This window comes from Lacticaseibacillus salsurae (assembly GCF_045862175.1).
GTDB classification, from domain to species: domain Bacteria; phylum Bacillota; class Bacilli; order Lactobacillales; family Lactobacillaceae; genus Lacticaseibacillus; species Lacticaseibacillus salsurae.
The window spans coordinates 13,016-34,915 of sequence record NZ_BAAFZI010000006.1 but is presented as its reverse complement, the minus strand read 5'-3'; the positions used below and the strand labels follow the sequence as shown (position 1 = coordinate 34,915).

Genomic DNA, 21,900 nt, shown 5'->3' with positions numbered 1-21,900 from the left:
CAACTTGGCCAGTTTTCCGCAGTGGCGCCAGTTCACCACAACGCCATTGATTTCTCAAATCAGTGATCACCATGAACCGAGAAGATCTGGACGCCACGTTTCTTCACTGAATGCAAAAGGCCGGGCATGCCCGGTCTTTTGGGAGGATCAACGGCGAATGTTTTGACGGATCTCGGCTTTCATGAACAGACGGGTTACGTCTTCATCCATGTGCGCGATCATTTCTTCAAACATGGCATAAGCTTCTTCTTGGTATTCGACTAACGGGTTCATTTGACCATAGCCACGTAAGCCAACAGATTGACGCAATTGATCCAATACATCAATGTGATCAGTCCATAAGGAATCGACCACCCGTAAGATCACGACTTTTTCAAATTCAAGCATTTGGGCTTGGTCGCCTAATTGCTTGAGCTTCTCATCGTAGTTGGCTTCAGCCAAACCTTCGATTTTGTCGATGATCTGATCTTGACTCAAGTTGTCAAAAGCGTTAGTTGCGACTTGATCGCTTGGCACCATGTTGCTGGTAACATAGTCATAGATCTTATCAAGTTCCCACTTGCTTTGTTCGCCTTGAGTATGCAGCTGCACGATCCGGGTGATGCAACGGTCGATCATCGCCATCAAAACAGGCTTTAACGTTTCGTCTTCGTTGATCACTTGTTGGCGTTGCTTGTAAATGACTTCACGTTGTTCCCGCATCACATCATCATATTGCAAGGTGTTTTTACGGGTATCGTAGTTATTACCTTCAACTCGTTTTTGCGCAGATTCAACTGAGCGTGAAATCATGCGCGAGCGGATCACTTGGTCGTCGTCTTCGAGTTTGAAGCGATCTAACATTGCTTTAATCCGATCTGAACCAAACCGCTTCATTAAATCATCTTCCAACGACAAGTAAAACTGGGTATAACCCGGATCACCTTGACGACCAGAACGGCCACGCAGCTGGTTATCGATACGGCGAGATTCATGCCGTTCAGTGCCGATGACTGCCAAGCCGCCGACTTCTTTGACGCCAGGGCCGAGTTTGATATCAGTCCCCCGCCCAGCCATGTTCGTGGCGATGGTAACGGCGCCGCGTTGGCCGGCGTTCATGACGATCTCAGCTTCGCGGGCATGGTTTTTGGCGTTCAAAACAGAATGTGGAATGCCTTCATCGTCAAGCATTTTGCTTAAACGTTCAGACGATTCGATTGCCACAGTGCCGACTAAGATCGGTTGGCCTTTGGCATGGCGTGCTTTAATGTCTTCGGTGACGGCTTTGAATTTAGAATCCAATGTCGGGTACAAAATGTCTGGCATGTCGACACGGGCGATCGGCCGGTTCGTCGGGATCGTCAACACGTTCATGTTGTAGATCTCGCGGAATTCTTCTTCTTCAGTCTTCGCCGTCCCAGTCATCCCAGAAAGTTTGTTGTACATCCGAAAGAAGTTCTGATAGGTGATAGTCGCCATGGTTTGGTTTTCATCTTGGATCTCAACGCCTTCTTTGGCTTCGATCGCTTGATGCAACCCATCAGAAAAGCGCCGGCCTTCCATCGCGCGCCCAGTAAAGGAATCAACGATCAAGACTTCACCGTCTTTGACCATGTAGTCGATATCTTTGAGCATGATGTAATTGGCCCGCAGCGCTTGATCCATATGGTGGGTCAACGCAGTGTTTTCAGTGTCATACAAGTTCTTCAAGCCAAACGTTTTTTCCGCTTTGCGGATCCCATTTTCCGTTAAGGCAATGGTTTTAGTTGGCCAGTCGATTTTGTAGTCGTCTTCTTCTTTTAAGGTCTTGACGAAACGATCAGCACGAATGTATAAACCGTTAGACTTTTCGGCACCGCCGGAAATGATCAAAGGCGTCCGAGCTTCATCGATCAAAATCGAGTCCACTTCATCGACAATGGCAAAGTTCAATTCGCGTTGAACCATTTGTTGTTTGTACACGACCATGTTGTCACGCAAATAGTCAAAGCCTAATTCCGCGTTGGTGGAATAGGTGATGTCGGCGTTATAAGCTTCACGCTTTTCATCAGAGGACTTCTCATGGGTGTTCAAACCTACAGAAAGGCCCATCCAGTTGTACAATTCGCCCATTTCCGTGGCATCACGCGCACTGAGGTATTCGTTGACCGTGACCACATGCACGCCATGTCCGGCTAAGGCGTTTAAGTAAACTGGCATCGTCGCAGTCAAGGTTTTCCCTTCACCAGTTTTCATTTCGGCAATGTTGCCTTCATGCAAGGTGATCCCACCGATGATCTGCACTCTAAATGGAAACAACCCCAAGACCCGCTTGGCGCCTTCACGTACTGCGGCAAACGCTTCTGGCAAAATGTCATCAAGCGTTTCTCCATTTTGTAAGCGCTTTTTGAATGCTGGCGTTTTTGCTTGTAATTCCTCGTCGGACAAAGCCGCCATTTCGTCTTCATGCGCGATCACTTTATCGGCGATCTTACCGATGCGGTTGACTTCGCGTTTATCGTTTTCGACCCATTTTCTAAGTGGATTAGCCATTAATTAAATTCCCTTCTGTCACGATTTGCCGGGTGCGACCCGACAAGAGTGTACACTGACTGACAGTATCTTCATTATTCTAGCATTGATTGCCACAATTGAAAACGGGGCGAGCATAAAAAAGCACTCGCCGCCGCATTTGTCTTGCCTGCCAACCGGCATCAATGTCATCCGACAAAAAAAGAGCTGCCGCGGCAGCCCTTTTCCATTATTATTCGTCAGTTTCGATCAGGCCATAACGGCCATCGCGGCGCTTGTAGACAATGCTGGTGCCGGAAGTTTCAGCATCTTCAAAAATGAAGAAGTTGTGGCCAAGCATATCCATTTGCAAAATTGCTTCTTGAGAATCCATCGGCTTCAAGGAAACGCGCTTGGTGCGCACCACTTGTAAGTCGTCTTCTGGCACATTTTCTTCTTCAGCAGCGTCCACTTGGATCGGGGCGAGCCCTTTTTCGCGGGACTTGCGGTTGATCTTGGTCTTGTACTTGCGCACTTGGCGTTCGAGCTTGTCGGTAACCAAGTCAACGCTGGCATACAGATCAGGGCTAGTTTCTTCGGCGCGCAAGGTGAGATAAGACAGCGGGATCGTCACTTCAACTTTAGCCGTCTTGTCGGGGTAAACTTTCAAATTCACATGCGCGATCGCTTGAACCGAGTTATCAAAAAACTTGTTGAGTTTGCTAATGCGCTTTTCGACGTAAGCCCGAATGGCATCAGTGACCTCAATATTTTCGCCACGAACGTTGTATGTTAGCATGACACTTCTCCCCTTTCATCAACGCTGTGATGATGCACAGCGCCTGGTTGGTGGGCCTTTGAGAACCCTTCCAACCTCTACCTACATTATACCGAACTGGGTGCCGATGTACAAACCAAAAAGCTGTGAATTATTCATCTAATTAGGGAATAACTGGTGATTTTTCCATGAAATCCTGCCGCTTTGAACGCGTTCGCAGCATGATACAGCGTGCGCCCGGTGGTGTAGAGATCATCCAACAAAACGATTTGTGAAACTTGCGCAAACTCGGCGGTGCCCTTCACTGCAAAGCTTTGCGGCGTCAGTAGCCGACCGGCGCGATTTTTTTGCGCTTGCGGTACTGGCGTTTCGGCTTTTGTCAGCCACTGATGTAGCGGTAAATGACCAAACAACCCTAACACCGGATCAAACCCCCGACGTTGATAATGCCCGGCTTCAGTTGGGATCGGCACCAAAGCCGCGCGCCTGGCGTTAACTTGCAGTTGATCTTGAAACGCCACATGCAACCGCCAATCCCCTAAGCCTTTGTATTGTTCGATAAATGCCTTCATCGCGGCGTTATATTGAAACACGGCGCGATGATGCAACAATTCATAGCCGGCTTTTTGCCAGCGCTGACAGTCATAACACAACTGCGGCGAATCGGCGCGCCCACAGCCTTGACACGCGCCGGCTGGGTCGATTTTTTCAAATTGCCGCAAACACGCACGACATAAATGCGGGGGTCGCACCGAGCCAGGCGCAAAAATCTTGGCCAGCGACCAATCCACTTGGAGCGCTTGGCCACATAACACACAAGCCATACTCATCCTGCTTTCATATGATTGAGTTGGCGGATCGTTTGCGTGGCCGCTTGGATCGCCTGGGTAAAATGTTGGCTATAAAACCACACCGGATCATCAGGCGAATCTGCCGCCCGGCCAGCGCGACCAGCCATTTGGATCAACGCGTCGCGCCCAAATCGCGGCGAATCTGCGGCTAACACGATCACCGCACAGCGATGGATGGTCACCCCGCGCTCTAAAATCGTGGTGGTGACCATCACTTGGATCTGACCGGCCCGAAACGCCAACACTTTCGCGTGCCGCTGTGCATCTTGGGCATGCACACTTTGAACGTTGACGGCTAACTCTTGGCGCAAGGCGTGAGTGATCGGTTTGAGCCAATCGATGTCTGGTACAAACAACAACACGCGATGCGTTGCAATCGATGCTTTCAATTGGGCGAGCAGTTGCGGTGGTAATTGGTTGGGTAGCCGTGATTTTTTCAGCCAAGCCAGTTTAGGCTCAGGTAAAGGGTGGCCATGAAAACGCCGCGGCAAGGTACTTAACCCGATTTTGCCACTGCGGCCTTGTTGCAACAGCGCTTTTGAAGGCGTGGCACTTAGCCACACCAAACTGCCGACGACGGCTTGTTTGGCGGCATACATCAACGCTTGATCTCGAGCAAAAGGAAACGCATCAACTTCATCGATCACCAACAGATCAAAACAATGGTAATACCGCAACAATTGGTGCGTGGTCAATACGGTCAGCGCCACGTCACGTTTGGGCCAAGGGGCGCCGCCATAGCGCACCGCCATAGGCGTGTGCGCAAACGCTTCCGCTAACCGCGGGGCGAGTTCTTGCACCACATCGATTCTCGGCGCGGCAATGCCCACCCGTCCGCCGGCATTTAACACTTGGGCAATCGACGGAAACAGCATTTCCGTTTTTCCAGCGCCAGTCACTGCCCATAATAAATGTTCACGTTTGGCTTTGACTGAAGCTAACAATTGATCGCTGGCGACTTGTTGTGCCGGTGTCAATGCGCCTTGCCAAGTCAAAGACTGAGTTGGCGCAAAGTGTGGCGCGGCAAATCGATACAACATCTGTCCTTCGACTACCCGCCCTAGATTCACACATACCGGACAATACCGCACGCCGATCGGCAACTTGATGGCTTGTTTTTGGCCGCAGCGCACACAGCGGCCATCTGGCGTCATCGCTAAGACCGCTTGTGCTACACTAAGGTCATCACTATCAACATCAAGTAGTTGCATCCCCGCATATCGCATAAGGAGCCTCCTATGGTTTATCGTACGATCCAAACAAACGGTGAAGCCGAACTGATCATTAAAAAATCCCGCTTCATCACCCAACTAGCGCGCATCCATTCAGAAGCAGACGCGCAAGCTTTCATCACCCAAGTCAAAAAAACGCACTATAAAGCCAACCACAACGTCCCCGTTTATCTCCTTGGCGAAACCGACCACATCCAACGCGCCAACGATGACGGCGAACCTAGCGGAACCGCCGGCGTGCCAATGCTCAAAACCTTGCAAGAAATGGGCCTACATGATGTGTGTGCCGTTACCACCAGGTATTTTGGTGGCATCAAACTCGGCGCTGGTGGGTTGATCCGCGCTTATGCCAACAGTGTGGTCAACGCAGTCAATCATGTCGGCATCGTCGAGCGGCGAATGCAAACGCAAGTCACCATCGCCATCAGTTATTCACAGCTAGGCTCAGTGCAACATTTCCTCGAAGCCCAGCACTTACCGATGACCATAACTTACGCCGTTGGGGTCGAAATTAAAACCAGTGTGCCGCAACCGGCGCTCAAAGCGTTGCAAAATGACCTCACAGATCTACTTTCTGGACAATTGAGCATGACTATCGGGGATGACGAATTTATCGAGATCCCTGTCACCACAACAAAAAACGCCGACTCGCAATGAGTCGACGTTTTTATTTGTGAATCGATGCCATTTTGGCATGTTAGAAACCTTGGATCAGCATCATCACGATCGGTACGACAATGATAAACAACACTGTGGATAAAGTGACCACGTTGGTGGCATATTCTTCATCCGCATGCGCTTGGTTGGCCAAAATCGGCAATACCGCCAAACCTGGTGCCGATGCTTGCACGATCAACGTTTGGGCTTCAAGTGAAGGCACGTTGAAGCCGGCATGAATCCCTAACAAGATCAACGCGGTGATCAACAGCGGCGCCACGATGAAGCGACCCAGCAAAGCGACCACAGAGTCGCGGTCGAATTTGATCGCGCCAAACCCAGCTTTGGCCAAAATGATCCCGATATAGATCAATGACAACGGGGTCACTAATGAGCCCACGTAATCCAGCGTATTTTTGGCAAAGCCCAACCAGCCGACATTGACGAATGGAATGTTCAACAGCAAGAAGACCAAAGCCACTAAGAACCCAAGTAATGGTGCAGGCAGTAACTTTTTCCAGTTGAAGGCTTGCTTTTCACCGACACCAGCAATTTTGGTCGGATCATCCCAACTCATGATAAACGCGCCTAGCGTCCAAGTGGACACAGTGTTGACCACGTAATACGTTAAGAAAAACGGCGTGGCTTTATCGCCAAACAAAGCCAAGTTCAATGGCAAGCCAATGAAGATCGTGTTGGCGTTGACGAACATGTTGATAAATGTCCCTCGACGACCAGGCCGAACTTTCAATAGTTTGACCAAAATAAACGCCACGATATAGCCTAAGATCACGGCCCCAAAGCCGTAAACCAAGCCACTGGCAATGCTGACGAGTTTGCTTAAGGTCAAGCGTTCCAAAACGGAAATAAAAATCGATGCTGGCAAAGCCACTTTCATCAATAATGTGGAAATGGTGCCGCCAAAGGCCTCATCAAACCAGCCCTTTTTTTGTAAAATGTACCCCAAAGCGATGATCAAAACGATCGTTAAAATACTTTGGACAGAAGTGTATAAAGCAGTCACTTTGTCGTCCCCCTTCAATTGTGGTGTTGCGTCTTGGCGATATTAGTCAGCCATTTCGATGTTTAATGGTTGATATTCTGGTACCCATTGCATGTCAGCGACCGCTTTTTCAACATCTGAAATGGCATCTTCATTCAAGCCATCTTTGACGGCTTGATTAGCCACAGCCAACGCCACAGTTTTGGAGAATTGATCCAATTTCGTCACTGGTGGCAACACGGCTGCCCCAGCTAATTCAGGATCAACGATACCGCCTAATGAGTGCGCAGCAGCTGAGATCATGTCATCAGACAATAACTTGCTAGTGGCGGCGATCGTGCCTAAACCTAAGCCTGGGTATACCAACGCATTGTTGGCTTGGCCGATTTCATAAGTGACGCCGTTGTATTCAACTGGTGCGGCTGGGATCCCAGTGGCAACTAAGGCTTTGCCGTCAGTCCACTTGATCAAATCTTCAGCTTTGGCTTCGGCTAACTTGGTTGGGTTAGACAATGGGAAAATGATCGGGCGCTTGGTGTGCGCAGCCATTTCCTTGACGATGCTTTCAGTGAAAGTTCCAGGTTGAGTGGACGTGCCCACTAAGACATCTGGATGGACTGCTTTAACAGCGGCTTCTAAGCTAGTCAATTCGTCAGCGTTGGCAAATTCTGAACGCGAACGAGCGAACACTTTTTGCGCTGGCGTCAAGGTATCGTCATCATCAAACAACAAGCCTTGCTTATCAACTAAATAGAAGTGCTTTTTGGCAACTTCGGGGTCCATGCCTTGTTGTAAATATTCTTCATAAACGCGAGCGGCAATGCCGGCACCGGCAGTCCCAGCACCAAAGCTCATATAAACTTGGTCGGTCATTTTTTGCTTGGAAATGTTCAACGCGCCAAGCATGCCGGCTAACACAATGATCCCAGTGCCTTGGATATCATCATTAAATGTGGTGATCTGGTTTTTGTATTGATCTAAAATATCAGCGGCGTTGGCGCGACCGAAGTCTTCAAAATGCAAGTACAAGCGTGGGAACAACTTCTCAGCCGTGGCCACAAACTTATCGACAAATGCGTGATAAGCTTCGCCATAAACACGTTCGTGGCGGTTGCCAAGATATAAGTCATCATTTAATAACTCGTCGTTGTTGGTCCCTGCATCTAAAACGACTGGTAACACTTGCGATGGGTCGATACCAGCAGCGGCAGTGTAAACCATCAATTTCCCGACAGCGATGTCAACACCTTGCGTGCCCCAGTCGCCGATACCTAAGATCCCTTCAGCGTCCGTCACGACTAACAAGCGGATGTCGCGGCCGTTAGCGGAACGACGCAACGCAGATTCGATATCATCTTGCGCGTCAATGGACAAGTAAGTGGCGTTTTGCGGTTCGATGAACAAAGCGGAATAGTTTTCAATGGTGTCAGCAATCGTTGGGTCATAAACCACTGGCATGAATTCTGCGATATGTTCCGAAAACAGCTTGTAGTAAAGCACATGGTTCGTATTGAACAATTGCATTAAAAACAAGCGCTTTTGTAAGTTATCATTTTTGCTTTGATATTGAGCATAAGCTTGCTTGACTTGTTGGCTCAAGGATTGGATCGCACTTGGCAGCAAGCCGTTCAACCCGTAAGCGTCGCGTTCAGCTTGGGTGAAGGCAGTCCCTTTGTTTAAAAATGGGTCATGTAATAATTGTTGAGCAGTATATTTCATTGCGATTTCCTCCTGTGGTTGTTAACGATTAACAGCATAACTTGCGCAAAAAAATATAGTCAAACGACTCAGATGTGATAAACTTTATTGATATGAGGAGGCGGGACAATGAATACACGCGACTTAGAATATTTTGTGGCGCTTTGTGATGAAAAAAATTTTTCCCAAGTCGCCAAAAAATTCGGCGTCACTCAACCCACAATCACCATGGCGTTGAAACGCTTGGAAAGCCAATTTGCCATTCAGCTTATCGACCGCGATCAAAGCCACGGGCGCTTGACCATCACCCCTGCTGGTGAGCAACTTTATGTGCGCGCCAATGTGGTCGGCAAACAATTGAAACTCGCCCAAAAAGAACTGCGCGCCTTGCGTCATCCCCAGATCCGCTTTGGGTTACCGCCGATCATTGGCAGTTTTTATTTTCCCAAACTCGCGCCAAAATTAGTGGCCAGCGGTTTGATGCCAGAGCTAAAAACGACTGAAGCGGGTAGCGCCAACTTATTGGCGGACTTGCGCGCTGGGCATTTGGACGTGGCTTTACTCGGTGCCACTGGGCCCTTGCAAGCGCCAGATCTGGATGTCCATACAGTCGCAGATGATCGCTTCGTGGCGGTGATGCCGCAAGATCACCCCAATGCCAAACGCCAGGCGATCAGTTTTTCAGAGCTGGCAGATGAGCCTTTTGTGACTTTTTCAGAAGGTTTCGTTCATACCAAAGCCATGCAGTGGTTCACGCAAGCTTCTGGCATCCACCCCAGCGTCGTATACCGCACCCCAGATGTCACCTTGTTAAAATCCATGATCCACGCAGGCGTTGGCATTGGGCTATTAGCCAGCACTGCCGTCACACCAGCTGATGACTTAGCTTGCGTGCCTTTAAGCGAATCTGGCCAACCGCGCTTTAGCATTTCCGTGGTGACACGGCGCGGACAAGTGTTGAGCCCGACGATGAAAGAATTAATGACGTTATTACATGAACATGCTTAGGAGGCAATTATGCGCATTGAACACGATTCATTAGGTGAAGTTGAGATTCCAGACCAAGTGTGGTGGGGCCCCCAAACTGAGCGCTCCCGCCATAATTTCGCCACTGGTCCCAAAATGCCCATGGCGGTGATCCGCAGCTTGATCCAAGTCAAACTCGCTGCCGCTGTGGTCAACGGCCACACTGGCAGTGTCGCTAAACCCATCAGCGAAGCGATCCAACAGGCGGCCAAACAATTATTGGCGTTTAGCGATCGTGAGCTGGCTGATCACTTCCCTTTGCGGATCTATCAAACCGGCTCTGGCACCCAAACCAATATGAACGTCAATGAAGTGCTGGCGCATTTAGCTAATGAGTTTGTCGATGCCACCGTATTGCCTAACGATCATGTCAACTGCGGCCAAAGTTCTAACGACACCTTCCCCACTGCCATGCATATGGCCGCTTATGCCGCTGGACAACCACTTTTGCAGGCCTTGACCAGCTTGATCGATCAGCTGCGCGCCAAACAAACCGAATATTGGCACACTGTGAAACTGGGTCGCACCCATTTACAAGATGCGACGCCGTTGACATTTGGCCAAGAAGTTTCTGGCTGGGTCGCCACCTTACAACAAGATGCCGACACTTTAACCACGTTATTGCCACAATTGTTGGCCTTGCCTTTAGGCGGTACCGCAGTGGGCACTGGGTTGAACACCACCGTCGAACAAACCACGCAAATGGTGCAAACCATCGCCAAGATCACCCACACGCCTTTTGTGGCGATGACCAATAAATTTCACGGCTTATCAGCGCATTCTGAATTAACGGTCAATCACGGTGCGTTAAAAACTTTGGCCACAGATTTGCTGAAGATCGCCAATGATATTCGCTTTTTGGCATCAGGTCCGCGCGGTGGGTATGGCGAGTTGACCATTCCGGCCAATGAACCTGGCAGCTCGATCATGCCAGGTAAGATCAACCCCACGCAAGCTGAAGCGTTGACCATGATCGCCACGCGGGTGTTAGGCAACGATGTGACGATTGGCGTGGCCAACAGCCAAGGCAACTTTGAAATGAATGTCTACAAACCGGTAATCATTGCCAGCTTTTTAGAATCTTGTGAGCTACTGGCAGGCGGCATCGACCAATTTACCCGCTTGCTGGTGGCAGGCTTAAGCGCCAATACCCACCACATGCGCGAATTGGTGGATAACTCCTTGATGCTGGTAACGGCTTTGTCGCCACATATCGGCTATGAAGCCAGCGCCAAAATCGCCCAAACTGCACAAAAAAACGGCAGCTCACTAAAAGCTGCCGCCATTGCCAGCGGTAAAGTGACTGCTGCCCAATATGCGCAATGGGTCGATCCGCTGACGCTATGTGAATTGTGATCGCTTGAGTCTGCAACTGATCTTGCGTCCAAAATACCGATTGGGTGTCACGGCTAGTCCAACGTTGACTAGCCGTGACGCCTTTTTTGTCTGCATAAACGTTATTGACTTTTCATGATCTAGAAATAATCTTTTTTCTTCAATAGCCAAGCACAACTGCCACATAAAATCCCCATCACGGCCAAAATGATCGCAAAGCCACTGACCCCATGGCGAAATGGCAACCAGGTGTTCATCCCCCAAATGCCAGATACGATCGCCGGAATGGTCATAATGATCGACACGCTGGTCAACACTTTCATGATCAAATTCAAATTGTTACCCACGATCGCCGACACTGCAGTATTGTATTGATCCAATAACGTGCGGGCGCAATCACACACCATCAGCACTTGGCTACATTCGACATTCACCGCATGCAGGCGATACAGATGTTCATCCGTGGTGAAATATTGCGCCGAAGCCACCAACTTTTTCACCACATCTTGGGTTTTAGTTAACGCCGCATCAAAATACACCAAGCTGCGTTCCAAGGCGATGATCTCATATAACAAAGTATTGCGGCTGGCAGTGGCCAAGCGCGATTCCATGGCACGCGTTTGCTGATCCATTTCGTCGACATCGGCCACAAATGCTGACAAGATCGCTTGCATCAGCGCCAACGCTAGGTCTTCGATGTCGCCGATGTCATGGGTTTGGGCAATAAAGTCGTCAACGACAGTCAAATGCTGGGCGGAAACACTCACCAACTGCCTCGCGACCATCATCAACGCCAGCGGCACAGTTTCATAAACGCGATCGCCTTGGGTGTTGGTTGTCGCCACTGGCACGCGCACCACCAATAAAGCCGGTTTCTCGCTACCATCACGCACGCCGACGACTCGTGGTTCTTCATGCGGATCGACGCCAGCTTGTAAATAATCAAAAGGAAAATGATACTGGCGATCCAGCGCCGCTAATTCGTCAGGTTTTGGGTCGGTTACCCGCAACCACTGCACAGCTTGTGGGCTTTGAATAATTTGACCCGCATCAATGGTGTATTTTGCTTGCATACGCTCACCTCAACGCTATTTTACCACGGCTTAGTGGATTAAAAATGTTTAAGAATCCCGCCGTTTTCAGAAAAACGCGGTACAATGAACGTTATTCAATCGACTTTGGGGAGGAAACTTATGCGCCGACGCAGACGACGCAGGCGGCATTTTGGCCTGTGGCTTTTCATTATCATCATCGTGGCTGTCGCTAGCACGACGTTGTTTCTTATTTATCGCGGGGCCAAAGTTTCTGGGCCCAACAGCAATGCCAGCTCAGTGACCAAAGTGATCGACACCACGCCTACCAACCAAGCCAACAAAACCGTCAGTGGTACTTGGCGCGCTGATGGGGCCGCCAAAGATCCAGACGGCGAAAAGCTGCATGTGCGCGTATCTTTACGTTTGCGCCCAAACGGCCACTATCGCCGCGAGCTCAAGATCCAAGGCCAAACGCTGCGCACGATCGTGGATTCTGGAACTTATACTGGCCGCAAAACCTTTAAACTCAAAAGCACACAAGCGGTGATTTTCACCTACGCCAGCAAAGCCGCGCAAAACGCTCACCGCGCCAAAGCCACTAGCCGTTATGGCCAAGAGATTGCGGCATACCCTAGCTACTTGAACAAAGTCTTAAATAACCGCGTATCCAAAACCACTTATGAGTATGTCAACACCAGGTTATCGCTGAAGCACACGTCACAAACAGTTCCGACCATCGCCGCGGCGATCAGCCAACAAACTAGCCGCCACCAGACAACTGGTGAATCAAGCACCGCTGACGACGATACCAGCGATGCCACGAGTAGCGACGATACTTCAAGCAGTGATGCCAGCAGCAAAATGACGGTCAGCGAAGCCCAAGCGATCGTGGAACAACAATATCCAAGTTCGGATTATACGATCACTGCCATGGGGCAAACAGGTGATAACTTCACCTTTGTCGTGATCGATCAACAAACCCATGATAATCAGTATGTCACCGTTAATGGCGATGGCCAAATCGAACAATAAAACAACCGAGCGCCAGGCCTGCGCTCGGTTATTTTATTGTCGAATCGTTCTCATCGTTTTCAAATCGTATTTTAACTTTTGAAGGCATGTGCTACAATAGAAACATTGTTTTTCATCCCACTGCTTAAAGGAGTCTCAACTGTGACTGCATTCTTATCTAGTGTTTTCGGCGTTTTAGAGATCTTGATCTTGATCGCCATTGGCTATGCGTTGACCGCAGTTGGCTGGTTCAACGATCGCTCCAGCCGCATCATTGCCAAAGTCGTCACCCAAGTGGCCTTGCCAGCTTACATGATCGTGACCATCACCAGCGACTTTTCCGCCAAACAACTGGCCACGATTTTACCGGATCTGCGCTTTCCAGTGATGTCCATGGCGATCTTATTTGGGTTGTCATTTGGCGTGTGTCGCGCGCTAGCTGTGCCTAAAGGCCGCCGCGGCTTATTTAAGTCGATGTTTTTCAACTCCAATACGGTATTTATCGGTTTACCGGTGAATATGGCCTTATTTGGACCGAAATCATTGCCTTATGTGCTGGTGTATTACATGGCCAACACCACGATTTTTTGGACCATCGGGGTGTATTTGATCCAAGCCGATGGCCCGCATGCGGCACATTTTGACTTGAGGAAAGTCTTAGGCAAAGTGTTCTCGCCACCATTGTTAGGCTTTATCGTCGGGGTGATCTTCGTGTTATTAAAGATCAAGCTGCCAGATTTCTTGATGAGTGATCTGAATTATGTCGGCAACTTGACCATTCCCGGTTCCATGTTTTTCATCGGCATTTGCATGTATCAAGCCGGCTTGCGCAATATCCGCTTCAATAAAGAATTGTTGGGGATCTTCGCCGGACGCTTCGTCTTTGCACCGATCATTATGTTCTTGTTGGTGTTTGCCGCGCCAGTGCCGTTGTTGATGAAGCAAGTCTTCTTATTACAATCGGCAATGCCAGTGATGACCAATGCCCCAGTGGTCGCCAAGTTATATGGCGCTGATGCGTCAAATGCGTCGATCACCGTGTCGGCGACGACTTTATTTTCCATGGTGGTGATCCCGATTGTCATGATCGCCGTGCGCGTGCTACACTAAGCATAGAGGTGAGCAAATGCGCGGATTATTGATCATGTTGCTGGCGCTTAGTTTGGCTGGATGCCAAGCCCAAGCGGCGCCAAAACCAGAAAAAGCCAGTTCAACCAGTACCAAAATCCAAGTTAATAAGCCAAAACATCCTGCCCCACTCAAAGCAAAAGAAGCCGATTTGCTTGGGCATTATTTTGTTGATCGCGACGATCATAACCAAGTGTTGCAATTCACCGCTTCCACATCTGGTTATTATCTGGATGTCCAAACCCGCCACAATGGCGAAGACTTCACGTCCAGTCAAGCGGGGATCTTCAATGGCAAGCTCACCATCAGTGGTTTGACTTATACGTTTAGCGGCACCGCACAACCAAACGCCGCTCAAAGCACCATCAGCTTCAAGAAGTTGACCAAAACCGCCATGCAACAACTCCCTGATGGTCCGATTTACCGCCGGGTGAAAAACGATGACTTAAGCACCTTGACACCATAAACTGCTGTGTCAGCCTGATGCTGGCACTTTTTTAATGTTTTTTTGCCAAAGCGGTGTATGCAAGCGGCCAAAAGCGCATGAAATCGCGAATTCCCAGTGAAAAAATCTTGCAAACAGTTGTTCGCTCTGGTACGCTGTAAGTAATCAAAACAGGTTGCATACGCGAAAGGAGTGGGCCTAATGCCTACCGAAAAAAAGAACAAACGTTGGCAAGAGATCCTCGAAACCATCCACAGCTCCATTGAAGATCGCGGCTTTCCGCCGACTGTACGTGAAATCGGTAAGGCAGTTGGTCTTTCCAGTTCCAGCACTGTGGCAGCACATTTAGTCAAGCTTGAAGACAACGGCTTAGTGGCCAAAGATCCTACCAAGCCGCGGACTTTAATGTTGACGCAAGCTGGGCGCGATTATATCGGCGTGACCAATGGCGGCATTCCGATCGTCGGGACCGTCGCCGCTGGGGTGCCGATCACTGCGATCCAAAACATTGACGACTACTTTCCAGTGCCAGATGACATCGGCTATGACGCTGACGAATTGTTCATGTTGCGGGTTTCTGGGAACTCCATGATCAAAATGGGCATTTTAGATGGCGACCAGATCATCGTCAAGAAACAACAAAATGCCGAAAATGGTCAAGTCGTTGTTGCCATGACCGAAGATTCTGAAGCTACCGTTAAGCGTTTCTATAAAGAAGCTGGGCGCATTCGCTTGCACCCGGAAAATGATGATATGGCCGATATGTATTTTGACACGGTCACGATCTTAGGCATCGTGGTCAGCTTATATCGGCCAATGCTCGACTAAAAACACCTTTCGGCTCTGCGCCTCGATCCTTTGATCGTGATGCAGAGCCGTTTGCGTTATGAGCTGGGCCAGTGAACTGGTTGGGATTGCTTGATCTTGGCGCATTTTGGTCTTGATGATCATCTGGCGTTACTCATGGCAACTTGGGCGCCAGTATTTTCACCTTGATCTTCGCGTTCAACATTTAGACCAACGTGACAACTGCCAATCTTTAGTCGATGCCGATTGTCGTGGTTGGTGAACAGCCCGTCGCGTTTGAATGCACAAAAAAACCTGCCGAAGCAGGCTTACTCGATTCGGCACGGTTGGGTGCGCGATGTGAGCGACAGTTTACATCCGATGCGTCATCGGGATGTGTTTGAGTTGGCGGCGATCACACTTGTTACGCGTCATCAGATAGAAGACGCCGAAGTGTACATCGATGGCCAACAAGAGAATCGCGACAGTTGCCATGTGCGTAAACATCAGCACAACTGTTAACAAAATCAGTACCCGTAAACTCCATTTCATAATCTCAATTGATGTCATTGATGACACTCCCTTCCACCACATTTGGTTTGCTATGATTAATAGTATACGCGAAATTCTCCGAATGTAAAGCTCAATTATACATTATTTTTACATTCGGTGCCCTAATGTCGGCGTTTGCTGGTTTTGTATCGTGAATTTACAAAGCAAATTTACATTCAGAAGCGCCAGATCCTTGATTTGACAGGCTTTTTAGTAAGCGCTAACATATTATGACGATCACCGGCTAAATTCGCATATTTGGTTTAGATTCGGTACACTAATAGTACAAACCCGTTCAAGGAGGTCACAATGGATCATCATTCCCGATTCTACCGCCGTTTTCTCAATAGTAAATTCACTGTGGGCTGCTTAAATGCCTTATTGGTGCTACTGGCGCTATGGATCTTTACGCAGATCGCATGGATCTTCAAACCAGTGGGCTCATTTGTCGGCATCGTGGCCCCGCCGCTGATCTTAGCCGGCGTGTTGTTTTATTTGCTCAACCCGCTGGTCAACTTTTTACAACGACATGGCTTCAAGCGCCTATTGGCTATTGCCTTGGTGTTTGTTGTGGTATTAGGGCTGTTGGTTTTAGCAATCGTCAAACTGGTGCCGCCGATCGAACAGCAATTTAACAACATCGTCAAGTTCTACCCGCAATATTGGCAAAGTTTCACCGATTGGTTGACGCATCTCAACGAAAACCAAAGCTTCATTTCCCAACACGACTTGGACCAATTTGGCAAAGAACTGATGACCAGCCTTTCCAGCAAAAAAGGCTCCTTGTTGTCAGGTACGGTGACTGGGATCCAGAACTTCTTTGGCATCGTCGGCAACGTGGTGATCACCGTGGCCACAGCGCCGATCATTTTGTTCTTCTTATTAAAAGACGGCGATCACTTCGCACCATTAGTGGTCAACTTGTTTCCGACGCGCATGCGCCACAGCTTAAGTGATACCTTGCATGAAATGAACGAAAAAGTCGGCTCTTATGTCCAAGGTCAATTGACCGTGGCCATGGCTGTGGCGATCATTTTTATGGTAGGCTTTTCAGTGATCGGCTTGAAGTTCGCGTTGGTATTAGGCTTGATCGCCGGTCCGTTGAACTTGATCCCTTATTTCGGCTCGGCGCTAGCGATGATCCCGGCGCTGATCGTGGGGGCGACAACTTCGCCGCAAATGCTGATTGCCGTGATCGTGACCTTCTTTGTGGAATGGGTGATCGAAACCCAACTGATCTCGCCGTTCGTGATGGGCTCCAAGTTAGCCATGCATCCGCTGACGATCGTATTGGTATTGTTGACTGCCGGGAATTTATTCGGCTTGATCGGGGTGATCTTAGGGATCCCAGGCTTTGCGGTGATCAAGATCATTGTCACCCGTTTGTTTCATTGGTATCAACAAGCTAGTGGCTTGTATCCAAGCGCAAGCGATGGAAAGGATTAACTATGATTGATATATTCTTCATCATTTTAGACGTCGGCATGTTGATCGCCGGCGGGTATTACTTGTATTGGCAAAATAAAATCGATGTGCGCGGCGGCTATGCCATGTTTCAAGTGTTTTTCGCAGGGATCTTAGCGTCGCTGTTGATCACGTCTGGCACCACCAGCTTCGCTTACATCGTGTTTGCTGCCGCCTTCATTACTTTGGTGATCATGGCTGGCAACTCTGGCTTGACGCCGACGCGCGTGATCGCCACTGGGGTGTTTTCGCGGGTGATCCCTTACACCAAGTTATCTGCGATCACCTTGACGCCACTAGACTTGCCGAATGGTCGACAAATGGTCGTGGCGATTTTCAGCTTGAATCCGCGTCGTTTTGTGCGCATGACTTTTCGCATCGACTTGGCCAGTTTGATTGCCGTGTTGCGCCCGCGGGTCCCAGAAAATATTCAAATCGCCGTCGAACACGTCCAATAACTTGATCAAGCGCACAAAAACAGCTCTGCTTCGCGATTTTTGAATCGCAAAGCAGAGCTGTTTTGATTTTGTCGATCAGATCCGTCTAGCGGCAAATAACAAGGATAACACCACCACGATGCCAATGGCGCCAAAGGTGAAGACCCAATCAAAGGTCAACCCCAACATGAAAATATAGATCAATAACATCATGGCGCCGCCGATCACCAAATCGACACCAAAGCGGCCTTTGCGCGTTTGACATGACGCATCCAAACCCACCAATAACCACACGCCTACTGCCAAGCCGACGCCTAAGCTGATGGTGGCAGTTTTGGCCATCAGATTTTGGGGGTTCGTCGCAAACCAGCCGATCCAACTGAAAATCGCCGCAGCGATCACTAAAAGTACGAATAAGCCGTATGCGTGGCTTCTTTTTGCATGAGACATGGGTTTCCTCCGAATATTCAAGCTGTGACCAGTTTACCAGATTGCGTCGGTGATTTACACTAGAGCTATTAAAATCTTAATCAGCGGAGGCGCTTTATGCCAAAAAATCTTGCCATTGCCGCTTTCAACGGCCGTGCGATCACCGATCCAAATGTGTTTACCGAAGTGGACTTGCCGATCCCATCCCCTGCCGCAGATGAAGTCGTCATACAACTTGAAGCCATCAGTTTAAACCCGATCGACACCAAGTTGCGCGCTAACTTGAAGCCTCAAGCGCATCCAAAAATTTTCGGCTATGACGGCGTGGGCCACATCACCGCCGTTGGTAGCGCGGTGCAAGCTTACACCGTTGGCCAACGGGTGTTTTATGCCGGCACCACCAAAAAAGCTGGCAGTTACCAACATTTTCAAGCGGTGCCAGCACATTTGATCGCACCAGTAGCTGACACTGCGCCAGCTTCAGACCTGGCGGCGATCCCCTTAGTGGGCTTAACGGCTTGGGAATTATTATTTGAAAAAATGGGCTTCACCCCAGCGCTTAACGCCAATACCGGCAAAACCTTGCTGGTGATCAATGGCGCCGGCGGGGTCGGGTCGATGCTGACGCAACTGGCACATTGGGCTGGGTTGACAGTGATCGCCACTGCCAGTGCCAAACACTTTGACTGGCTGCGGCAACATCATGTCGATCAAGTCTTGGATTATCATGACGATTGGGCCAGCCAGATCCCGCGGTTAGTTGACGGCATCGCGATTTTATATGCGCCTGAACCATACTTGGCCCAAGCGGTGCAATTGATCGCCCCACTTGGCCATATCGGCACCATCGTCACCCCAACAAAGCCCTTGGACTTGGCTGGCTTGAAGCCCAAAGCCGCAAGTTTTGATCAAGAATACATGTTCACCAAATCAGATTTTGGCGTGGCGTATGACTCGACGAAACAGATTCTCACCCAATTGGCAACCTTATATGACGCAGGGATCATTCAAGCGTCGGTGACTAGCACGGCGCCTTTTGATCTGAAGCACTTGATTGCTGCCACCAAAGCCATCGAAGCTGGCCACAGTGTTGGCAAAACCAGCTTATTTATGAAAGCCTAGGGCATAGCGCAACTTGCGCTTGGCATCGGCTTGGGTCATCACTTCGGGATCATAAATGATCATCCCATCACCCATATAATAGTTGAACTTTTCCAACACGCCGCGCTGCGTTAAACTGCGCAGGCGCAATTCATCATTAACTTGTAGCAAAAACTCTTGGCACCAGGTTTTGTCCATCATCGCCGGCTCATCGCGTTCGGTGATAAAGCCTTGTTCCAACAAAGTATTGGCGCCTTCGGTTTTTTGCAGGCGGGTCACATTTTCAGTGGGTTCCATGAATTTCATCTCCCATGCGTTTACCAATATTGTACGTGATTGGCGCGCAGTTGCAACACGCTTTAAGGTAGTTTTTAGGCACGGCAGCTATAGTGAAGGTAATTAGAAAAGAGGCTGGGCTATGACTGATCAACCAAAGATCCTTGTGATCGAAGACGATCCTCACTTAAATCAAAGTATTTGCGAATTTGTCAGTGACTTCGCTGACGTCGCACAAGCCTTGACTGGCAGCGACGGCGAATTCATGGCAGAACAAGATATCTACGACGCGATCGTGTTGGATATCATGTTGCCAGAAGTCAACGGCTTTGACTTGTTGAAAGCCATTCGCCAACGCGCCGTCCAAACGCCGGTGTTGATCCTCACGGCCAAAGATACGTTAGCCGATAAATTACGCGGGTTTACGTTAGGTGGGGATGATTATTTGACCAAGCCTTTCCATCGTGAAGAGTTAGTCATGCGCTTAAAGGCATTGCTCAAGCGCACAGGTAAACTTGCCCAAAACAACGTCCTGCAGTGTGGCCCGCTCGCTGTTGACGTGGCCAACCATTCAGCCAGCGTGGCCGATACGCCAGTGACTTTAAATGGCAAAGAATATGATCTGTTGGTGTACTTATTGCAAAATGCCGATACCATCATTACCAAAGATCAAATTTTTGACCGCTTGTGGGGCTTTGATTCTGATACTGCCATTTCGGTAGTGGAAGTTTACATGTCCAACTTGCGCAAAAAGTTGCGCCACACCCAAGCCGAAGCGATGATCAAAACCATTCGCAGTGTCGGCTACATTCTGCAAAGTGAGGGAGCCAAATGAACAGCGATGCTGCGATCGAACACCAGCGAAGGCGCTTATTTGTCGCCCAATTACTGAGTTTTGCCGGGTTGTTCATCGCGTTAGGGCTGATCGTGTTTGTGATGTATGAGCGTTCCGTGTATCACGATGTCGATCAAACCATGATGCAACAAAAATACAAGCTCTTATCGAGTCAAGCTAACTTCGCCATCGACCGCAACCCGTTAAGAAACGGCAAACCTGCCACCAACGACCCTAGCCCGATGCGCACGACGCTATTGGTGTTCAACAATAAAGGCAAGATCACCAACCAAGCGCAGATCGGTATGGACGCGTACGCGTATTTGCAGTATATGAAACTCAACAAAAAATACCTCAACGTCAAGCGCACCTTGAACACCACCAGTGGCACTTATCGCACCTTGTTGATCAAGGTCCGCAAATCCAGCCCGAATCGCAGTTATGCCGGCAAGTACGTGATGGTCGTGCAAAATATCGACTCGCAAATGTTCGCCTTAAAATCCTTCCGGCAAGCTTTGGTGCTGACCATGGTGATTTTTTGGCTGTTGGCGTTGGCGCTGGCTTATTGGCTGTCGAATCGTTCGATGGCCCCGATCGTGGTGGCTTGGCAGCATCAACAAGACTTTGTGGCCGACGCCGCGCATGAACTGCGAGCACCTTTGGCTGTGATCCAAAGCCAACAAGAAGCGATGTTGACCAAACCGCACGCTAAGATCATCGACCAAACTGAAGCTATTGCCACTTCTTTGGCAGAAACCAAGCGTTTGCGGCAGTTGACTGGGGATCTGTTAACGATCGCCAAAGCTGACTCCAATGCGGTGCAACTGGATATTCAGCCTTTTGAATTAAATCCTTATTTCACCAAGTTGTTGCGGCCTTATGACGATATCGCCGCTTCTCAAGCTAAAACCTTTACCATGGACTTACCTGAACATGGCACGGCGTTGTTTGATTCAGAACGCATCCATCAACTGATGGTATTGTTGTTGGATAATGCGTTTAAATATACCGCTGCCGGCGACCAGGTTTGGGTGAAGATCACCTTGTCGGCCAATGACTGGAAGCTGGTGGTGGGCAATTCTGGCCCAACGATCAGCGATGAGGACAAAAGGCATATCTTTGAGCGCTTTTATCGCGCGGATAAATCCCGCAATCGCCAAACTGGCGGCAGCGGCTTAGGCTTGTCGATCGGCGCTTGGATCGTTAAAGCCCATCATGGCAAGTTGACCGTCACCGACGTGCAACCGCATGGCGCTGAATTCAATGCCAAATTTCCCCGAGTCCCTAAAGTGCTTTGATCCCGAGCAAAAAAGCGCCATTTCAGTCGTCGGCTGAAATGGCGTTTTTGATTAA

At 49.4% G+C, this 21,900-nt stretch carries 22 protein-coding genes; 12 read left to right on the top strand and 10 right to left on the bottom strand.

All coding sequences use genetic code 11. The features are described from left to right. Positions 1-147 precede the first annotated feature (147 nt). The 4 genes from secA to ACKTSG_RS03585 all read right to left on the bottom strand — a co-directional run bounded on the left by secA (position 148) and on the right by ACKTSG_RS03585 (position 5,324). On the bottom strand, positions 148-2,511 hold the full coding sequence (secA, locus tag ACKTSG_RS03600; RefSeq protein ID WP_407892043.1) for a preprotein translocase subunit SecA: 2,364 nt from the start codon (positions 2,509-2,511) through the stop codon (positions 148-150). 211 nt (positions 2,512-2,722) lie between these two features. Beyond that, positions 2,723-3,268: a ribosome hibernation-promoting factor, HPF/YfiA family gene (hpf, locus tag ACKTSG_RS03595; RefSeq protein WP_407892041.1), complete on the bottom strand. Its 546-nt coding sequence runs from the start codon at positions 3,266-3,268 to the stop codon at positions 2,723-2,725. 134 nt (positions 3,269-3,402) lie between these two features. Continuing rightward, positions 3,403-4,071 (bottom strand): ComF family protein, encoded by a 669-nt coding sequence (locus ACKTSG_RS03590; RefSeq protein ID WP_407892039.1) that lies wholly within the window; start codon positions 4,069-4,071, stop codon positions 3,403-3,405. A 2-nt stretch (positions 4,072-4,073) separates the two neighbouring features. Next, complete coding sequence (locus ACKTSG_RS03585) at positions 4,074-5,324, bottom strand: helicase-related protein (RefSeq protein ID WP_407892037.1); 1,251 nt, start codon at positions 5,322-5,324, stop codon at positions 4,074-4,076. 12 nt (positions 5,325-5,336) lie between these two features. Here ACKTSG_RS03585 and ACKTSG_RS03580 point away from each other — a divergent pair, with 12 nt between their 5' ends. Continuing rightward, positions 5,337-5,987, top strand: a complete 651-nt coding sequence (locus ACKTSG_RS03580) for a YigZ family protein (RefSeq protein WP_407892035.1) — start codon at positions 5,337-5,339, stop codon at positions 5,985-5,987. Positions 5,988-6,027: 40 nt separating this feature from the next. On the opposite strand, the gene ACKTSG_RS03575 is transcribed toward ACKTSG_RS03580, so the two are convergent. Together ACKTSG_RS03575 and ACKTSG_RS03570 are read right to left on the bottom strand one after the other, a co-directional pair. Next, positions 6,028-7,011, bottom strand: a complete 984-nt coding sequence (locus ACKTSG_RS03575) for an AEC family transporter (protein ID WP_407892033.1) — start codon at positions 7,009-7,011, stop codon at positions 6,028-6,030. 42 nt (positions 7,012-7,053) lie between these two features. Beyond that, a complete protein-coding gene (locus ACKTSG_RS03570) occupies positions 7,054-8,715 on the bottom strand; it encodes a malolactic enzyme (protein ID WP_407892136.1) in 1,662 nt (553 codons plus the stop codon). Between the two features lie 102 nt (positions 8,716-8,817). On the opposite strand from ACKTSG_RS03570, the gene ACKTSG_RS03565 reads away from it, so the two are divergent. Further along, positions 8,818-9,696, top strand: coding sequence for a LysR family transcriptional regulator (locus tag ACKTSG_RS03565; RefSeq protein ID WP_407892031.1), 879 nt, complete (start codon positions 8,818-8,820; stop codon positions 9,694-9,696). A gap of 9 nt (positions 9,697-9,705) precedes the next feature. Beyond that, complete coding sequence (locus tag ACKTSG_RS03560) at positions 9,706-11,070, top strand: class II fumarate hydratase (protein ID WP_407892029.1); 1,365 nt, start codon at positions 9,706-9,708, stop codon at positions 11,068-11,070. A gap of 119 nt (positions 11,071-11,189) precedes the next feature. Here the strand turns inward: ACKTSG_RS03560 and ACKTSG_RS03555 are convergent, their stop codons facing one another. Continuing rightward, on the bottom strand, positions 11,190-12,122 hold the full coding sequence (locus ACKTSG_RS03555) for a magnesium transporter CorA family protein (RefSeq protein WP_407892027.1): 933 nt from the start codon (positions 12,120-12,122) through the stop codon (positions 11,190-11,192). A 120-nt stretch (positions 12,123-12,242) separates the two neighbouring features. Here ACKTSG_RS03555 and ACKTSG_RS03550 point away from each other — a divergent pair, with 120 nt between their 5' ends. From ACKTSG_RS03550 to lexA, 4 genes are all read left to right on the top strand, one after another. Then, positions 12,243-13,115, top strand: coding sequence for a hypothetical protein (locus ACKTSG_RS03550; protein WP_407892025.1), 873 nt, complete (start codon positions 12,243-12,245; stop codon positions 13,113-13,115). A gap of 141 nt (positions 13,116-13,256) precedes the next feature. Next, on the top strand, positions 13,257-14,204 hold the full coding sequence (locus ACKTSG_RS03545) for an AEC family transporter (protein ID WP_407892023.1): 948 nt from the start codon (positions 13,257-13,259) through the stop codon (positions 14,202-14,204). A gap of 16 nt (positions 14,205-14,220) precedes the next feature. Beyond that, a complete protein-coding gene (locus ACKTSG_RS03540) occupies positions 14,221-14,688 on the top strand; it encodes a hypothetical protein (protein WP_407892021.1) in 468 nt (155 codons plus the stop codon). A gap of 180 nt (positions 14,689-14,868) precedes the next feature. Beyond that, the gene (gene lexA / locus ACKTSG_RS03535) at positions 14,869-15,495 is read left to right on the top strand and encodes a transcriptional repressor LexA (protein ID WP_407892019.1); all 627 of its coding nucleotides are present in this window, start codon (positions 14,869-14,871) and stop codon (positions 15,493-15,495) included. Between the two features lie 330 nt (positions 15,496-15,825). On the opposite strand, the gene ACKTSG_RS03530 is transcribed toward lexA, so the two are convergent. Next, on the bottom strand, positions 15,826-16,023 hold the full coding sequence (locus tag ACKTSG_RS03530; protein ID WP_407892017.1) for a hypothetical protein: 198 nt from the start codon (positions 16,021-16,023) through the stop codon (positions 15,826-15,828). 291 nt (positions 16,024-16,314) lie between these two features. On the opposite strand from ACKTSG_RS03530, the gene ACKTSG_RS03525 reads away from it, so the two are divergent. Together ACKTSG_RS03525 and ACKTSG_RS03520 are read left to right on the top strand one after the other, a co-directional pair. Next, positions 16,315-17,451 carry an AI-2E family transporter gene (locus tag ACKTSG_RS03525; RefSeq protein WP_407892015.1) on the top strand — a complete coding sequence of 379 codons (1,137 nt, stop codon included), beginning with the start codon at positions 16,315-16,317 and terminating at the stop codon, positions 17,449-17,451. Positions 17,452-17,453: 2 nt separating this feature from the next. Next, positions 17,454-17,927, top strand: a complete 474-nt coding sequence (locus ACKTSG_RS03520) for a hypothetical protein (protein WP_407892013.1) — start codon at positions 17,454-17,456, stop codon at positions 17,925-17,927. Between the two features lie 75 nt (positions 17,928-18,002). Here the strand turns inward: ACKTSG_RS03520 and ACKTSG_RS03515 are convergent, their stop codons facing one another. Next, positions 18,003-18,356: a hypothetical protein gene (locus ACKTSG_RS03515; protein WP_407892011.1), complete on the bottom strand. Its 354-nt coding sequence runs from the start codon at positions 18,354-18,356 to the stop codon at positions 18,003-18,005. A 96-nt stretch (positions 18,357-18,452) separates the two neighbouring features. Here ACKTSG_RS03515 and ACKTSG_RS03510 point away from each other — a divergent pair, with 96 nt between their 5' ends. After that, positions 18,453-19,457: an alcohol dehydrogenase catalytic domain-containing protein gene (locus ACKTSG_RS03510; RefSeq protein ID WP_407892009.1), complete on the top strand. Its 1,005-nt coding sequence runs from the start codon at positions 18,453-18,455 to the stop codon at positions 19,455-19,457. Here ACKTSG_RS03510 and ACKTSG_RS03505 read toward each other — a convergent pair. Further along, the gene (locus ACKTSG_RS03505) at positions 19,440-19,733 is read right to left on the bottom strand and encodes a hypothetical protein (protein WP_407892007.1); all 294 of its coding nucleotides are present in this window, start codon (positions 19,731-19,733) and stop codon (positions 19,440-19,442) included. The two genes, ACKTSG_RS03510 and ACKTSG_RS03505, sit on opposite strands and share 18 nt — an antisense overlap. Before the next feature lie 121 nt (positions 19,734-19,854). On the opposite strand from ACKTSG_RS03505, the gene ACKTSG_RS03500 reads away from it, so the two are divergent. Together ACKTSG_RS03500 and ACKTSG_RS03495 are read left to right on the top strand one after the other, a co-directional pair. Then, on the top strand, positions 19,855-20,547 hold the full coding sequence (locus tag ACKTSG_RS03500; protein WP_407892005.1) for a response regulator transcription factor: 693 nt from the start codon (positions 19,855-19,857) through the stop codon (positions 20,545-20,547). Then, positions 20,544-21,845 carry a sensor histidine kinase gene (locus ACKTSG_RS03495; RefSeq protein ID WP_407892003.1) on the top strand — a complete coding sequence of 434 codons (1,302 nt, stop codon included), beginning with the start codon at positions 20,544-20,546 and terminating at the stop codon, positions 21,843-21,845. The genes ACKTSG_RS03500 and ACKTSG_RS03495 overlap by 4 nt, the downstream gene beginning before the upstream one ends. Positions 21,846-21,900 lie beyond the last annotated feature (55 nt).

Coding starts and splice junctions, on each gene's coding strand:
- secA (WP_407892043.1), bottom strand. CDS start 2,511: ATGGCTAATCCACTTAGAAAATGGGTCGAAAACGATAAACGCGAAGTC.
- hpf (WP_407892041.1), bottom strand. CDS start 3,268: ATGCTAACATACAACGTTCGTGGCGAAAATATTGAGGTCACTGATGCC.
- ACKTSG_RS03590 (WP_407892039.1), bottom strand. CDS start 4,071: ATGGCTTGTGTGTTATGTGGCCAAGCGCTCCAAGTGGATTGGTCGCTG.
- ACKTSG_RS03585 (WP_407892037.1), bottom strand. CDS start 5,324: ATGCGATATGCGGGGATGCAACTACTTGATGTTGATAGTGATGACCTT.
- ACKTSG_RS03580 (WP_407892035.1), top strand. CDS start 5,337: ATGGTTTATCGTACGATCCAAACAAACGGTGAAGCCGAACTGATCATT.
- ACKTSG_RS03565 (WP_407892031.1), top strand. CDS start 8,818: ATGAATACACGCGACTTAGAATATTTTGTGGCGCTTTGTGATGAAAAA.
- ACKTSG_RS03560 (WP_407892029.1), top strand. CDS start 9,706: ATGCGCATTGAACACGATTCATTAGGTGAAGTTGAGATTCCAGACCAA.
- ACKTSG_RS03555 (WP_407892027.1), bottom strand. CDS start 12,122: ATGCAAGCAAAATACACCATTGATGCGGGTCAAATTATTCAAAGCCCA.
- ACKTSG_RS03550 (WP_407892025.1), top strand. CDS start 12,243: ATGCGCCGACGCAGACGACGCAGGCGGCATTTTGGCCTGTGGCTTTTC.
- ACKTSG_RS03540 (WP_407892021.1), top strand. CDS start 14,221: ATGCGCGGATTATTGATCATGTTGCTGGCGCTTAGTTTGGCTGGATGC.
- lexA (WP_407892019.1), top strand. CDS start 14,869: ATGCCTACCGAAAAAAAGAACAAACGTTGGCAAGAGATCCTCGAAACC.
- ACKTSG_RS03530 (WP_407892017.1), bottom strand. CDS start 16,023: ATGACATCAATTGAGATTATGAAATGGAGTTTACGGGTACTGATTTTG.
- ACKTSG_RS03525 (WP_407892015.1), top strand. CDS start 16,315: ATGGATCATCATTCCCGATTCTACCGCCGTTTTCTCAATAGTAAATTC.
- ACKTSG_RS03520 (WP_407892013.1), top strand. CDS start 17,454: ATGATTGATATATTCTTCATCATTTTAGACGTCGGCATGTTGATCGCC.
- ACKTSG_RS03515 (WP_407892011.1), bottom strand. CDS start 18,356: ATGTCTCATGCAAAAAGAAGCCACGCATACGGCTTATTCGTACTTTTA.
- ACKTSG_RS03510 (WP_407892009.1), top strand. CDS start 18,453: ATGCCAAAAAATCTTGCCATTGCCGCTTTCAACGGCCGTGCGATCACC.
- ACKTSG_RS03505 (WP_407892007.1), bottom strand. CDS start 19,733: ATGGAACCCACTGAAAATGTGACCCGCCTGCAAAAAACCGAAGGCGCC.
- ACKTSG_RS03500 (WP_407892005.1), top strand. CDS start 19,855: ATGACTGATCAACCAAAGATCCTTGTGATCGAAGACGATCCTCACTTA.
- ACKTSG_RS03495 (WP_407892003.1), top strand. CDS start 20,544: ATGAACAGCGATGCTGCGATCGAACACCAGCGAAGGCGCTTATTTGTC.